The 13,656-nt window shown below is 72.5% G+C and carries 12 protein-coding genes and 1 pseudogene; 3 read left to right on the top strand and 10 right to left on the bottom strand.

The window, feature by feature from the left end; translation table 11 throughout:
• Window positions 1–48: 48 nt before the first annotated feature.
• Window positions 49–255 carry a Flp family type IVb pilin gene (locus tag E2C04_RS06685; RefSeq protein WP_135832026.1) on the top strand — a complete coding sequence of 69 codons (207 nt, stop codon included), beginning with the start codon at window positions 49–51 and terminating at the stop codon, window positions 253–255.
• Between the two features lie 46 nt (window positions 256–301).
• Here E2C04_RS06685 and E2C04_RS06680 read toward each other — a convergent pair whose 3' ends face one another.
• The 7 genes from E2C04_RS06680 to E2C04_RS06650 form a co-directional block, all read right to left on the bottom strand.
• On the bottom strand, window positions 302–1,576 hold the full coding sequence (locus tag E2C04_RS06680) for a M48 family metalloprotease (RefSeq protein ID WP_229721496.1): 1,275 nt from the start codon (window positions 1,574–1,576) through the stop codon (window positions 302–304).
• A gap of 96 nt (window positions 1,577–1,672) precedes the next feature.
• A complete protein-coding gene (locus tag E2C04_RS06675; RefSeq protein WP_229721495.1) occupies window positions 1,673–2,602 on the bottom strand; it encodes a C40 family peptidase in 930 nt (309 codons plus the stop codon).
• A 224-nt stretch (window positions 2,603–2,826) separates the two neighbouring features.
• The gene (locus E2C04_RS06670; protein ID WP_135832025.1) at window positions 2,827–3,033 is read right to left on the bottom strand and encodes a hypothetical protein; all 207 of its coding nucleotides are present in this window, start codon (window positions 3,031–3,033) and stop codon (window positions 2,827–2,829) included.
• Between the two features lie 47 nt (window positions 3,034–3,080).
• A complete protein-coding gene (locus tag E2C04_RS06665; RefSeq protein WP_158630625.1) occupies window positions 3,081–3,986 on the bottom strand; it encodes a lysylphosphatidylglycerol synthase transmembrane domain-containing protein in 906 nt (301 codons plus the stop codon).
• Window positions 3,983–4,579, bottom strand: a complete 597-nt coding sequence (locus tag E2C04_RS06660) for a class I SAM-dependent methyltransferase (RefSeq protein WP_158630624.1) — start codon at window positions 4,577–4,579, stop codon at window positions 3,983–3,985. Before E2C04_RS06660 ends, E2C04_RS06665 begins: the two co-directional genes overlap by 4 nt.
• 106 nt (window positions 4,580–4,685) lie before the next feature.
• The gene (locus E2C04_RS06655) at window positions 4,686–6,578 is read right to left on the bottom strand and encodes a hypothetical protein (RefSeq protein ID WP_135832022.1); all 1,893 of its coding nucleotides are present in this window, start codon (window positions 6,576–6,578) and stop codon (window positions 4,686–4,688) included.
• Window positions 6,579–6,791: 213 nt separating this feature from the next.
• Window positions 6,792–7,733: a glycosyltransferase family 2 protein gene (locus tag E2C04_RS06650; protein ID WP_158630623.1), complete on the bottom strand. Its 942-nt coding sequence runs from the start codon at window positions 7,731–7,733 to the stop codon at window positions 6,792–6,794.
• A 127-nt stretch (window positions 7,734–7,860) separates the two neighbouring features.
• On the opposite strand from E2C04_RS06650, the gene E2C04_RS06645 reads away from it, so the two are divergent.
• Window positions 7,861–9,702 carry a DEDD exonuclease domain-containing protein gene (locus tag E2C04_RS06645; RefSeq protein ID WP_135832020.1) on the top strand — a complete coding sequence of 614 codons (1,842 nt, stop codon included), beginning with the start codon at window positions 7,861–7,863 and terminating at the stop codon, window positions 9,700–9,702.
• Between the two features lie 45 nt (window positions 9,703–9,747).
• Here the strand turns inward: E2C04_RS06645 and E2C04_RS06640 are convergent, their stop codons facing one another.
• A complete protein-coding gene (locus tag E2C04_RS06640) occupies window positions 9,748–11,631 on the bottom strand; it encodes an LTA synthase family protein (protein WP_135832019.1) in 1,884 nt (627 codons plus the stop codon).
• A 618-nt stretch (window positions 11,632–12,249) separates the two neighbouring features.
• Window positions 12,250–12,666 carry a hypothetical protein gene (locus E2C04_RS06635; RefSeq protein WP_135832018.1) on the bottom strand — a complete coding sequence of 139 codons (417 nt, stop codon included), beginning with the start codon at window positions 12,664–12,666 and terminating at the stop codon, window positions 12,250–12,252.
• Window positions 12,667–13,070: 404 nt separating this feature from the next.
• Here E2C04_RS06635 and E2C04_RS17690 point away from each other — a divergent pair, with 404 nt between their 5' ends.
• A complete protein-coding gene (locus E2C04_RS17690) occupies window positions 13,071–13,244 on the top strand; it encodes a hypothetical protein (RefSeq protein WP_158630622.1) in 174 nt (57 codons plus the stop codon).
• 26 nt (window positions 13,245–13,270) lie between these two features.
• Here E2C04_RS17690 and E2C04_RS06630 read toward each other — a convergent pair.
• Window positions 13,271–13,545, bottom strand: a pseudogene (locus E2C04_RS06630) (Lrp/AsnC family transcriptional regulator).
• Window positions 13,546–13,656: the final 111 nt, after the last annotated feature.

Genomic DNA, 13,656 nt, shown 5'->3' with positions numbered 1-13,656 from the left:
CGTCAGTGCTTTTCTCCACCTTCGTCACCAGACCCCAGGAGCATCGAGATGCAGTTCCTCACGTACGTCCGGCACCTGCTCGCCGCCCGCCACTCCGAGCGCGGCGCGTCCGCCGTCGAGTACGGACTGCTGGTCGCCGGCATCGCCGCACTGATCGTGGCGACCGTCTTCCTCTTCGGCGGCTTCATGAACGAGCTGCTGGGTGACTCCTGCGGCACCATCACCACCTGGGTCACGAAGAACGCCGAGTGCTGAGGCGGGGTCCTCGCGACCCCGCCCGCACCCGCTCAGTCACACCCGCTCAGTCGCACCACTGCCTTCCGCCCCGCTGCTCCCACTCCCGGGCCAGCGTCACCCGCTCCAGCACCCGCGGGTGGCTCCCCCACCACCACTGTGACCACGCCGGTGGTGTGGGGTCGCTGAGTGAACGCCTCGCCAGCTCCGTCTGGACGGCGACGAAGGCCCCGGGGTCCTCCCCCACGCACAACGCCTCCAGGTCGGCCCGCATCTCGACCTGCCGACTGATGCCGTTCTGCACCGGCGCCGCCAGCTGGGAGGCCACCGCGACGACGGCCAGCAGCAACGGCACCGTCCGCGGGTGGGCGAGGGCGCCGGCCCCGCGTGCACGGGTGACGACCAGGGCCACCAGCCCGACCGCGACGAACGCCCCCACCGCGCCCAGGGTCGTCCCGACGACGACGTCCTGCTCGCGTGCGTGGGCGAGCTCGTGCGCCACGATGACCATCAGCTCGTCGCTCGACGTCTCCTCGACCAGGTTGTCGTAGAGGACGACGCGGCGGGTGGCGCCGAAGCCGGAGACCCAGGCGTTCAACGTCGTCGTACGCCGGGACGCGTCGGCCACGACGACGTCCTCGATGCGTACGCCCTCAGCCGCTGCGACCTCGGTGATCCGGTCCCGCAGCTCGCCGGGCGGCAGCGGCTCGAAGTCGTTCGAGATCGGCTCCACGACCACCGGGTAGACGAACGAGACGACCACCACGGTGACCGCCGCCAGCGCACCCAGCACCGCGGGCCACGCGCGTACGAGACGGCGGGCCAGCCCCACCGTGACCACGACGGCGAGGCAGGAGATTAGCAGGTCCATCGCGAGGCCGACACCGACGTCGCGCAGGAAGCCGCCGACCTCCTGGGTGCTGAGCCCGTAGGAACGCCGCAGCTGCCACAGGCCGATCCGGAAGCCGAGCGAGAGGAGGGTGGTGGCGAGCACGAAGCCTGCCGCGGCCACGGCGCTGCGCAGCCACCAGGGCCCCCGGAGCCGGTCGACCAGGCGGGCACCCAGGCCGGTGAACCCCAGCACGGCGGCGAGGGCCAGGGAGAGGGCCAGCGACGTCCAGCTCCACGCCCGGGCCGCCTGCGAGTACGACTCGGCACGGGCGAGCTCGTCCGAGGTGAACACCTCGTCGGGGAGCACGAGCTGGCCGAGCCCTCCGGGCACGGGGCGCCATGGCACCAGCCACCATGCGAGCGCCACGAAGACCGCACCTGCAAGGACCACCTGGAGCGTCGCCATCCGGGCGGCGCGACTGGTCGCGGGCGTCGCTGTCCGTTGGGTCACAGGGTCACTCCGCACGCGGACGATCCTGCCAGAGCAGGCCCACCGGCGCCGCGACCGGGGAGCCGGGACGGGTCAGCGCTGCAGCGCTGGGGCGGGTCAGCCCGGGCGGACGGCGCCGACGTACGGCATCGAGAAGACGCCGGCGATGCGGACGCCCGAGCTCGGGTTGGCCGCGTGCACGATCTGGCCGTTGCCGATGTACATGCCGACGTGGCTGATCGGGCTGTAGTAGAAGACCAGGTCGCCGGGCTTCAGGTCGTTCTGGGCCACGCGGGCACCGGAGCTGAACTGCGCCGAGGACGAGTGCGGGAGGCCGACGCCGGCAGCACCCCAGGCCATCATCGTGAGGCCCGAGCAGTCGTAGGCGTCGGGGCCGACGGCGCCGTAGACGTAGGCGTCGCCGACCTGGGCCAGGGCTGCCTTGACCGCGGCGGCGGCACGGCCGGAGGCGGGGACGTTGGTGGGGAGGCGACCGGAGTCGCGCGAGGCGGAAAGCTCCTCGCGCTCCTCGGCCTCGAGGCGGGAGAGGAGCTCCTTCGCCTGGGCCAGCTTGGCCTCGACCGCGGCCTTCTCGGCCTTCAGGTCGGCGGTGGTGTCCTTGATGTCGGCCCGGCGCTCGCGCGCCGTGCTCTGACGCAGGTCGAGCGCCTTGGCCTCGTCGGAGAAGTCGTCGAGGAGGTCGGCCTGCAGGTCGCTGAACGCCTGCATAGTGGTCAGCTGGCCGAGGAAGCTGGAGGGGTCGTCGGAGACGACGACCTGGCCGACGGTGTTGACACCCTCGCCCTTGTACTGGCGGACGATCAGCTCCTGGACCTGGTCGCGCACCTCGTCGAGGCGGCGGCCCTGACGCTTCTCGTCGGCCTTGAGGGACGAGAGCTCGGCGTTCAGGCCCTTCAGGCGGAGCGCGGAGTCGTTGTAGCGCTCCTGCGCCTGCTCAGCCTGGTGGTAGAGGCGGTCGACCTTCTCACGCACGTCCTCCACGTCGGGCTCCGCCTGGGCGGGGACCGCGGAGACGACTCCGGTCACTGCGAGGACACTCAGGGGGCGAGAGCCTTGGCACGTCGATTCCGGCCGTGAGTCACGATCGGTCCGTCTCCTCTGGTTCGTTGCGCCACCGAGGTCGACCCCGGAGACCGTGCTCACCGGCACGACTGCTGACGCGGCCCGCGAGAACTTGCCCGGTCAGGCTAGCCCGAGTCGGCCGACCGGCCAAAAGGAAGTCCACATTCCGTGACGCAGGACACACCTGCTCAGGCGGACTCCATGGTCGGGCCGGCCAGTGGCTGCACCATGCGCAGCGGAGGCACCAGTCCCCCGCAGGCCAGGGCGTCGAGGGCGGCGCGCTCGTCGTCCTCGAACGAGAGCTCGGCCGGTGGTCCGAGCAGCACCGTCACCACGCAGTCGTGGCAGTGCAGGCCACGCACCTCGCAGGAGTCACAGTCGATTCGTGTCGTCATGTCGGGCACTCAAACAGCGACCTCCGACATTTCTCCCCGGGGCCGCGTCAGGCGGCGTGTCGCGCCCGGTCCAGGAGGAGTGCCCCCGCCGCCACCACGAAGTCCGCGACCGTGTGCACGACTCGGGCGAGCAGGGCGACGGCGGCTGCGGTGACCACACCAAGAGTGGGCGCGAGGACCAGGACGAACACGGCCTCGCGGGCGCCCAGGCCGGCCGGGGCGACCGGCACCGCGACCCCGGCGACGTAGCCAAGGGCGAAGGCAGCCACCAGGGCTGCGTACAGGGCTCCGGACGGCGTCGTGCCCTGGGGCAGCACGAACCAGAGGCCCGCTGCGTAGGCGCCCCAGACGGGGGCCATCACCGCGGCCGCCAGGCCGGACTCGCGCAGGCCCCAGACGACGTCGTCGTGCCCGGCGAGCAGCCGCGCCGCACGGTGCACGATCGCCGGCACCATGGCGAGCGCGCCCACCAGGAGGCAGGCCCCGGCCGACAGCCAGCGTCCGCCGGGGAGGTCGTCGGCCGCCGGCACGAGGGGCAGCGCCAGCCCGGCCGCGAGGCACCCGGTGGCCACGTGCACCCACAGGAAGACCAGCGACGTGGCCACGGTGGTCCGCGGCGTCACGTCGTGGGCGTGGGCCAACCGGGCCTGGACCCCGATGCTCCACACCGAGCCGGGTACGTACTTGCCCAGCTGTCCGGTGAAGAAGATCGCCGCGGCCGCACGACCCGGCACCCGCGCACCGTGCAGGCCGAAGATTCGTCGCCACAGGAGCCCGGTCCCGACCAGCCCGCCGACGACGAGCGCGAGGCTGAGGACCAGTCCCCCGGCGGTGGCCGTGGCGAGGGCGTCGACCAGCTCGTCCCCCTCGTCGCGCAGGCTCCACCAGGCGCCGGCGAGGACGGCGGCGAGGAAGAGGCCGCGCGCGACGTACGTCAGGACGCGGCGGGTCACCCCGCCGGGCCCTCCTGCAGGCGCAGCAGCGCCGTGCGGGTGGGGTACGGCAGCGACGGGGTCCGCCCTCGCGTCCACAGGACCTCCACTGCCGCGTGCTGCGCGATCGCGTCGCGGTAGCGGCGCCGGTCGACGTTGTCGAAGACGACCATGCCACCGGGCGCCAGCCGCGGCAACGCAGCCGCCAGGCAGGCCTCCCGCGCGCGGCCGTCCACGACGACGAGGTCGAACTCACCGGGCACGTCGTCGGCGGCGGCGACGTACGCCGTGAAGTCCTGGCGCTCGAAGCCCGGCTTCCGCGACCCGACGGCGGGGTGCGCGGACGGCACGGACGCGACCGTCCGGACCGTGGCGTTGTCCGGGAGGTGGGGGCGCATCGCGTCCGCCCACGCGGGATCGTGCTCGATCGCGACGACCTCGGCCGCCCGTGCGGCGAGCCACACCGTCGAGGCGCCGGAGCCCCACTCCAGGACCCGGGCCCGTGGGGTGGCAGCCAGGTGGCGCTCCACCTCGTCGACCGCGGCGAAGGTCCACCAGGGCAGCCCGACGGCCAGCATCTCGTCGAGGTCGTAGATCGCGAACCACGAGCGCACCCACAGGGCCATCCTGGACCGCGCCGCAGCGCGGTCGAGCAGGCCAGGAGCCCGCTCACCGCGAGCAGTCGACGCAGGGCGCGCACCGCCCCGACGTACGCACGCTTCACCGTCGTCCTCCACTCGTCTCGTCGACCTGCACCTCGCGCAGCCTGACCTCCCCGGCCGCGGCGGCCCGCAGCGTGATCACGAGTCCGCCCTCCACGACGCCGCCCCAACCGGCCGGGACCGCGACCCGTCGTACGCCTGTGCCCGGCTCCACCTCGAGCACCGCCTCGTTGTCGACCGCGACCTCGACCGGGACGTCGTTGTCGAGGGTCAACGACACCGTCAGCGGACGCTCGTCCGACAGTTCGGGGAGGGCGAAGCCCAGGTCGCCGCGACGGTCCAGCAGGACGACGCCGGGGTGGGCGGGGTTGCCGGTCCAGCCGCCCATCAGGAACTCCGAGCCAACTCCCTCGGGCGTGAGCTCCGTCCGCTCCCCGGGCAGGTCCAGGAGCACCAGCTGGCAGCGTCGCAGCACGCTCATCCGGTGCACCCTCAGGTGCCGGTGGCGGGTGACCTCGTCGAGGTCGGTGCAGAGCCGGCCGGCCTCGGTGCTGCCGGAGGAGGCCATCAGGAAGGTCGTCCCCACCGGCTCGTCGAGCGGCACGTCGAAGGAACGGAAGGGCCCGAAGGGGCTGAGGTAGTCGGTGCGGCAGTCGCGGCTCCGCTCGACCGGCGAACGCCCTCCGTCGCGGGTCAGGCGCGCGTAGGTCCGCTCGGCCGCGATCATCTCCCCCGAGCAGACCAGGAACTCGTCGTCGGTCAGGGAGGGTGCGAGCTCGCGGTAGCTTCCGCGCCAGTAGTCGTTGGAGGTGACGGCACCGCTCAGGTCGACGAAGGCGCTCGCGTAGCCGTAGCTGTAGGGGAAGAGCCGGGCCTGGACCGCGGTGGGCGTCAGCAGGGCCAGGGCGACGGCGGCCACGAGCACCCTCGCACCCCAGCGGGCGGCGACCGGGGCGTCGGGCTCTTCACGGCGCGCCTGCGCGGCGGCGATCCACCGGCTCAACGCCCACACCGCGAGCACGGCGACGGCGGGCATCGCGAAGAGCATCTGCCGCAGTCCGTGCAGCTGTGACCCCTTGGCGATCGCCAGCGAGGCAATGAGCAGGGCCTGCGCGCCGAGCAGCAGCCACCGGGTGCTGGTGACGTCGAGGCGCCACGACCGTGGGCGGGCGCGGCGGGCCGCCCGCACCCACGCGGTCAGGCTGAGCAGGAGCAGGAGGGTCGGGACCACGCTGAAGACCTGCACGGGCGCGGTGTGGCGAGGCGTCGACTCCCCGCGGTAGTTGGCCGACGAGAAGACCGAGCGGAGCACCCAGGCAGGGTCGGCGAAGACGGAGGGGTAGACCAGCGCCAGCGCAACCAGGGTCGCCACGCCCGCGGCGGTCGCCACGGCCAGGCGGGCCATGGCCGGGCCTGGTCCTCCCGGTCGACGCAGCAGCAGGAGCAGCGCGACCAGTCCGTACGCCGCCGCGATGCCGGGCCAGATCCCCGGACGTACGCCGACGGCCAGGACGCCACCGGACCACGCCAGGAGGCCGGCCACCGGAAGACGCCACCGGGCCGGGCCCTCGCCCACCAGGAGCACCAGCGCCAGCGTGACCAGGGTGTAGCCCACGGCGACCGGGGTGTCCTTGACGTTGACCATGGCCATGCCGGTCCACAGCGGGACGACGACCAGCGCCGCCGCGCAGACCACGCCCCAGCGCCAGCTGCGCAGCAGCACCCGACCGAGCGTGGCGGTGGCGAGCACGCCGACGCAGGCCATCGTCGCGACGCCGAGGTGACGCACGGCGTAGGAGTCGGCCCCGGTGCCCACCGTGCCCCACGACTCGTTGCCCAGGACCACGTTGGCCAGGTGGAGCAGCAGCGTGGCGACCGGGCCGTAGACGAAGGAGTCGTCGACCCACTCCCCGCCCGGCCGTCGGCCAGATCGTCGTTGAGCAGGTACCACCCGTGGTCGAACCAGTGCTGCAGGCGCATCACGTGGTAGGGCTCGTCGTAGGTGACGCCGATCGTCAGGGCGCCCCAGAAGAGGATCGTGAGGCAGCCGACGAGGGCGACGACCGCAGCGCCGAGCAGGAGCGTCGGCGGCTCCGGGAGACGGGCAGGCCGGGAGGGCGCCGGGTCCGCGACCGACGACGTCCGGCGGGGCGGCGCGGAGACCTCAGCCGACATGGGTGCTGCTTCGGACCTGTCCTGCCGAGCGGTTGCGGGCGTTGACCACGAGCTCGGCGAGGAGGCCGAAGATGACGAACTGCAGCCCCATCAGGACGGCCAGGACACCCGCGATGAGCAGCGGTCGGCCGCCGATCGGCTCGCCGAGCAGCTTGATGACGGTCAGGTAGCCCAGGACCACGCTGCCGAGGAGGAAGAGCACCACGCCCAGACCGCCGAAGAGGTGGGAGGGACGGTGCTCGTAGGAGAGCAGGAAGCGCACCGTCACCAGGTCGGACATGCCGCGCCAGAAGCGGGCCAGGCCGTACTTGCTGTCACCGCTCATCCGGGGGTGGTGCTCGACGGTCTGCTCGCTGACCCGGTAGCCGGAGTGGTGCGCGAGCACGGTCAGGTAGCGGTGCATCTCGCCGTACATCATCGGCACGACGTCCTGGGCCACCTCAGCGCGCATCGCCTTGTAGCCGGAGTTGAAGTCACGGCCCGGGGTCGCGGCGATCCACCGCGTGGTCGCGTTGTAGAGCTTGGAGGTGTGGCGCTTGACGAAGCGGTCACGTCGCACCGTGCGGGCGCCCGTGACGAGGTCGGAGTGTCCCAGGCGGATCGGCTCGAGCAGGCGCCCGAGCTCGGCGGGGTCGTCCTGGCCGTCGGCGTCCATCATCACGATGACGTCGGCGCCGCCCTCGAGCGCGCGGGAGAAGCCGCGCTGGAGCGCCGCGGCCTTGCCGAGGTTGCGCCGCAAGGTCTCCAGGTGCACGTCGCCGTAGAGGTCGGCCATGGCGCGGACCACGTCGCTGGTCCCGTCGGTCGAGCCGTCGTCCACGACCAGGACCTGGCCGTCCACGGCCACCTCGGCCAGGGCCGCCCGGATCCTGGGGACGAGCACCTTCAGGTTCTCGGCCTCGTCGAGCGCCGGAACAACCACCCACACCACTGCACAGTCCTCCTGGGTCCATCTAGACCAGCACAGTGTGGCAGTCAGGAAGCCGTCGCGGAGGCGTTCTGCAAGGCTCGTAGGCGGCCTGCCCGAAACCGTCGGCGCCTCGTCCTAGGTTGACGACATGAGTTCGACGACCGACGCACTGCTTCCTCCGGTGGCCACGGCTGCCCCGTCCCGGGACGAGCTCTCCCGCCGGACGACGGGGCAGCTGCGCTGGCAGGAGCAGCAGGGCCTCGACGACCTGGGGCGTCCCCTCAGCGAGGTCACCTTCACCGTGGTCGACCTCGAGACGACGGGTGGCTCCCCGGCCGGCGGGTCGATGATCACCGAGATCGGTGCGGTGAAGGTGCGCGGCGGCGAGGTGCTCGGGGAGTTCCAGACCCTGGTCAACCCGCACTCGTCGATCCCGCCCTTCATCGCCGTGCTGACCGGCATCACCGACGCGATGGTCGCCAGCGCCCCCTCCATCGAGTCAGCGCTCCCGTCCTTCCTGGAGTTCGCCGCCGGGACGGTGCTGGTGGCGCACAACGCTCCCTTCGACGTCGGCTTCCTGAAGCACTTCGCCGAGCAGCAGCAGCGGCCGTGGCCGGCGTTCGAGGTCCTCGACACGGTGAAGCTGGCCCGCAGGGTGGTCACCCGTGACGAGGCCCCCAACTGCAAGCTCTCCAGCCTCGCCACCCTCTTCCACGCCTCCGTCACGCCCGACCACCGCGCCCTCTCTGACGCGCGCGCCACCGTCGACGTGATGCACGGGCTCTTCGCCCGCCTCGGTGGGCAGGGTCTGCACACGCTGGAGGACGTGCAGACGCTGAACGGCCGGGTCACCGACGCCCAGCGCCGCAAGCGTCACCTCGCCGACGCCCTGCCCACCGGGCCCGGCGTCTACCTCTTCCGCGGCGCCGGCGACGAGGTGCTGTACGTCGGCACCTCGCGCCACGTCCGCCAGCGGGTGCGGACCTACTTCACCGCCTCGGAGACCCGGAGCCGGATGAGCGAGATGGTGACGCTCGCCGAGCGGGTGCAGGCGATCGAGTGCAGCACTCCCCTGGAGGCCCAGGTGCGCGAGCTCCGCCTCATCGCGAGCCACCGCCCCCACTACAACCGGCGCTCGAAGTTCCCCGACAAGACCCACTTCCTCACCCTGACCTCCGAGGCCTGGCCACGGCTCTCCCTGGTGCGCTCGGTGAAGGACCGATCGGTCGCTCACCTGGGTCCCTTCTCGTCCCGGCGCACGGCCGAGCGTGCCCTGGCCGCGCTGCACGAGGCCTACCCGATCCGTCAGTGCACGCAGCGGTTGGCCGGCACCCCTGCGGAGACCCCCTGCGTGCTGGCCGAGATGGGCCGCTGCCTCTCCCCCTGCGACGGCTCGGCCGACCCCACGGCGTACGAGGCCGTGGTCGCTGCGCTCGCCGGGACCCTCGTCGGCGACCCCGGCGAGGTGGTGCGGGCGCTGGACGACCGCATGCGCGTCTGCGCGCAGGACGAGCGGTTCGAGGAGGCAGCGACCCACCGCGACAGGTTGGGGGTCTTCGTCCGCTCCGCCGCGCGATCCCAACGCCTGCGTGCGCTGGTCGACTGCCCCGAGCTGGTCGCCACCCGACGCGAGGACGACGGACGCTGGGCGGTGCACGTCGTGCGCCACGGCCGGTTGAGTGCCGCCGGCGTCATCCCGCCGCGAGCCGACGCGCACGCCTGGTTGGCCGACCTGCTCGCGGGGGCGGAGACCGTGGTCGACACCCGCAGCGCCCTGCCTGCCGCCTCCGCGGAGGAGTCCGAGCTCGTCCTGCGCTGGCTCGAGCAGCCGGGCGTCCGGCTGGTGCAGGCCCAGGGTGAGTGGACGTGCCCGGTCGGAGGGGCCCAGGGCCACCTCACGTTGATCGACGCCCTCGACGAGGCTCGCCTCGCCGTGGTGCCCACCGACGAACGCCGGCTGCCCCGGACGGCCCACCGCCCGGCACGGTAATCCCCCATCGTGATCCCCGTTCGTGGTCTCCGTTCGTGATCCAGCTCAGTCGCGGCCGGAGTACCAGAGTTGCGCCAGTGCGTAACGCTCGCCGACGGAGAAGTCGTACTGCACCAGGCGGGCCTCCTCGACCAGCTCACGCTGCTCCCGGTCGAGCGAGTCGAGCGGCACCTCGCGGCCCTGCGGCGTGACCACCGTGTCACCACGGATCGTCCCGACCTCGTCCTGCACCGCCTCCAGCAGGTGCAGGTAGGGCGGCAGCGGCGCGCCGAGGCGCTCCAGCACGGCCGGCAGCGCGGCGGCCGGGGAGAGCAGGCCCGGGTCGTCGACGACGCCGCCCTCCACGTTCGACCACACGAACCACGGGGTCCGGTGCAGGTTCAGCCCCTCGGCCTTCACCCCCGCGGTGTCGAAGATCCCCGGGAAGTGGTCACCGAAGTGCAGGACCACCGTGGGTTCGTCCAGCTCCTCCAGGTCGGCCAGGAAGTCGGCCACGGCCGCGTCCGTGCGAGCCAGGCCACGGGCCCACTGCCCCACCTCCGCGGCGCAGCACGAGGCCCGGTCGACCTCGACGGGGTCGTCGTACAGGCCGGAGAAGGGGACGTGGTTCTGCATCGAGACGAGGTGCACCAGGCCGGGGGTGGCGCTCTCCTCGAGCTGTCGCACGACCTCGTCGTAGGCCGACGCATCCGAGACGAAGCCACCGGGGACGAGGGCCTCGGTGCGGTGCATGTGCTCCTTGTCGACGAACGCGTCGAAGCCGAGCCGCTCGTAGACCTCGGTGCGGGCGTACAGCTCCGGGCGGAACGGGTGCACGGCGACCGTGCGGTGCCCGAGCGAGCCGAGCCACCCGACCAACGACGGGTAGTCCTCCTGGTCGGCGACGAACTGCTGGTAGGGCGAGACGATGTGGGGCCCGAAGAGTCCCGCGCTCTGCCCGGTCAGCACGCTGAACTCCATCAACGAGGTGCCGGTGCCGTAGTGCGGGGCCAGCATCTGGCCGCCGCCCTCCTGCATCAGCCCGTGGACCGTCGGCAACGGGTCCTCGGCGAGCTGGAGGCCCTCCAGCGCGGCGGGGTCCCCCATCGACTCGCTCAGCACCACGACCACGTTGGTCCGGGCGAGTGCCGTCGCGTCACGGCCTCGGTTGCGCTCCTCGGCGACGGCGGCCCACTTCTCCGCCACCTCGGCCATCCGCTGGGCCGAGTAGCCGGGCGGCCGCTCCATCGGCTCGGCGGGCAGGCTGAAGAGCGCGCCCCCGATGAAGCCGTTGCCCTGGTAGTTGGTGGTGGGCGACCACGACAACCACTGCGCACCGGCTGCGTCGTAGACAGACCGCAACGCGTTGCCGGGCGTGTTGAACCCGGCCGCCGACCAGACGAGGGCGACGCCGGCGAGGGCCGTGGCCCCTCGGAACGCGATCCAGGTCGCCGCGCCCCGCTCACCGCGGCGCGGGGGCGGCGGCCGGTCCCGGCCCGCCACCCGGGCCAACCAGAGCAGCAGCGCCAGGAGCAGCAGCAGACCCACGACCCCGAGAACCACGGCCCTGGCACCGACCATCTCGACCAGGAAGCCGGGCGTACGCAGGTAGGCGACGTCGGAGGGCACCAGCGGGGACTGCAGGACGTCCATCCTCGCGGCGTTGACCACGGCCAGGAAGGCAACCAGGAGGAAGCCGACGACGAGTGCCCGGCGTACCCGACCGGTCAGTCCGACCAGTGCGAGGAGGAGGATCCACGTCACCCCCATCCCGACCAGTGCCGGCCCCGGCTTGAGGGGCGCCTGCCCACCCAGGCGCAGCGAGAGGGCCAGCGTGAGGTCGCAGATGACGGCTGCGGCGGCGGTCACGACGAGCGCCCACCCGATGCGGGCGCCGACTCCTCGCGGCGCGGCGTCGAGACCGGTCGGCCTGGGGGACGTGGCGCTCACCCGGGGAGGGTACGGCAGCCGCCGGGCCGGGATCCGTGGTTCGGGCCAAGTGCGGTGCGTCGAGGTTCGTGATTCCCGCCTTCCGCGACGGCGGTCCGTGGGAGTCTTTCCAGCGTGCCTTCCCCCGTTGACGCCGTCGCCGACCGCCCCGACGCCGACCTGCCGGACGCCGCCGACCGCGCCGAGCGCGACGGCGGCGCCTGCGCCCGCGCCGCTGTCCCTGGTCGCGATGCCGCTGGTCCTCGTGCTCGGTGCCTTCGCCGTCATCGTCCAGAAGATGGCGAAGACCATCGACAACTCCGACACCTACTTCCACCTCCGGCTGGGCCGTGAGTTCCTGGAGGGCTGGTCGCCGCGGGACCCCGGCAGCGTCACCCGCTTCGCGAGCGCGGACTGGGTCCCGACGCAGTGGCTGGGCCAGCTCGGCCTCGCCCAGTTCGAGGAGTGGTTCGGTCTGCCCGGCGTCGTCTGGCTCTCCGGCGCGATGGTGCTCACCTTCGCCCTGGTGCTCTTCCTGGTGGCCCGCCGCCAGAGCTCACTGGTCGTGGCCGCCTTCGTCGTGCCCGTCGCCGTCGTCGCCTGCTCACCCAACCTGTCGGGACGCCCGCAGGTGGCCAGCTACCTCTTCATCGCCCTGGTCACGGCCGCCTGGATGGCTGCAGGGAGCAGCGCCCGGGTGCCGTGGTGGATCATCCCGGTGACCTGGCTGTGGGCCATGGTCCACGGGATGTGGTCCATCGGCGTCCTGGTCAGCCTCGTCGCCGTGCTCGGCATCGCCCTCGAGCGACGTACGCCGCGTCGCACCGTCGGGCGCATGCTGCTGGTGCCGCTCGGCTCCGTGGTCGCCGCAGGCCTGACCCCCATGGGCCTGGGCATCTTCACGTCGTCGGCCCGGGTCGGCTCGATCTCCCAGTACTTCGCGGAGTGGGGCCCCACCCAGTTCACGCAGCCGCACGCAGCCGTGGCCGCCCTGATGCTCGTCGCCGTCCTCGGCCTGGCGCTGCGCTCCGGTCCCGTGCCGTGGCTCGAGTTCATGCTGCTCCTGCTCGCGGGCGCGTGGCTGGCGTACTCGATCCGCACCGTCCGGTCGCGGTCACCATGCTGGTCCCGCTGCTCGCCGCACGCCTGGACGCGGTCGTGCCTCGACGCGCCGCGCACCGGGCTGAGCTCCCGGTCATCCTCGGGGGCTTCGTGCTGGCCCTGGGCGTGCTCGCGCTGGTGGTCCCGCAGACCTCGTCCGACCCGATCAACCCCGACAACCGCGCCGAGGCGTCGGTCGACGCGCTCCCGGCGGGCACCGGGCTGCTCAACGAGTGGAAGGACGGCGGGCACACGGTGTGGCGCCACCCCCACCTGGACCCCGTCATGCACGGCTACGGCGACATGTTCACCGACACCGAGATCGAGCGGAACTACGACTTCGTCCGGCTCGAGACGGGGTGGGTCGACACCTTGCACGAGCTGGAGGTCACGAGGAGTGCGTCGACGCCGACGGCAAGATCGCGTACGCCCTGCGCGAGGCCCTGGGCTGGGAGGTCGTCGTCGAGGACGCGCCCCTGGTGCACCTGCGTGCGCCGGCCGGCTGGAACGGCGACGCGGCCAGCCAGGACTGAGCCCGCACGCGGGAACCGCGGGAGGGTCAGTCGAGACCCAGCGAGAAGGCGGACTCCAGGTCGTGCTGGGAGTACGCCCGGAACGCGATGTGGGTCTCGGTCTCGGTCACGCCCGGCACCTTGTTGAGGCGGTCGGCGACGACCTCGGCGACCTCGTCGTGGCTGCGTACGCGGACGAGCGCGATGAGGTCGATCTGGCCGGTGACGGAGTAGACCTCGCTCACGCCCTCCAGCGCCGCGACTGCGCGACCTCCGGGATGCGGGCGACGTCGGCCTTGACGAAGACGATGGCGGTGATCATGGGGACACGCTAGCGAACCGCGGATGACCGTTCGGCGGCCCGACTAGTCACAACGGGTCATATGCCCCTGATTCACCCGCGGGGGGTCTCCCGCGTGCCTAGCCTCGATCT

This window comes from Nocardioides daphniae (genome assembly GCF_004777465.1).
GTDB classification, from domain to species: Bacteria; Actinomycetota; Actinomycetes; order Propionibacteriales; family Nocardioidaceae; genus Nocardioides; species Nocardioides daphniae.
The sequence above is the reverse complement of the archived record's forward strand: the minus strand, read 5'-3'. Positions and strand labels throughout refer to the sequence as shown.

Excerpts from the sequence above, each read along its gene's own strand:
- E2C04_RS06685 (WP_135832026.1), top strand. The coding sequence starts at position 49 with ATGCAGTTCCTCACGTACGTCCGGCACCTGCTCGCCGCCCGCCACTCC.
- E2C04_RS06670 (WP_135832025.1), bottom strand. The coding sequence starts at position 3,033 with ATGACGACACGAATCGACTGTGACTCCTGCGAGGTGCGTGGCCTGCAC.
- E2C04_RS06645 (WP_135832020.1), top strand. The coding sequence starts at position 7,861 with ATGAGTTCGACGACCGACGCACTGCTTCCTCCGGTGGCCACGGCTGCC.
- E2C04_RS06635 (WP_135832018.1), bottom strand. The coding sequence starts at position 12,666 with ATGAACTCGAGCCACGGCACGGGACCGGAGCGCAGCGCCAGGCCGAGG.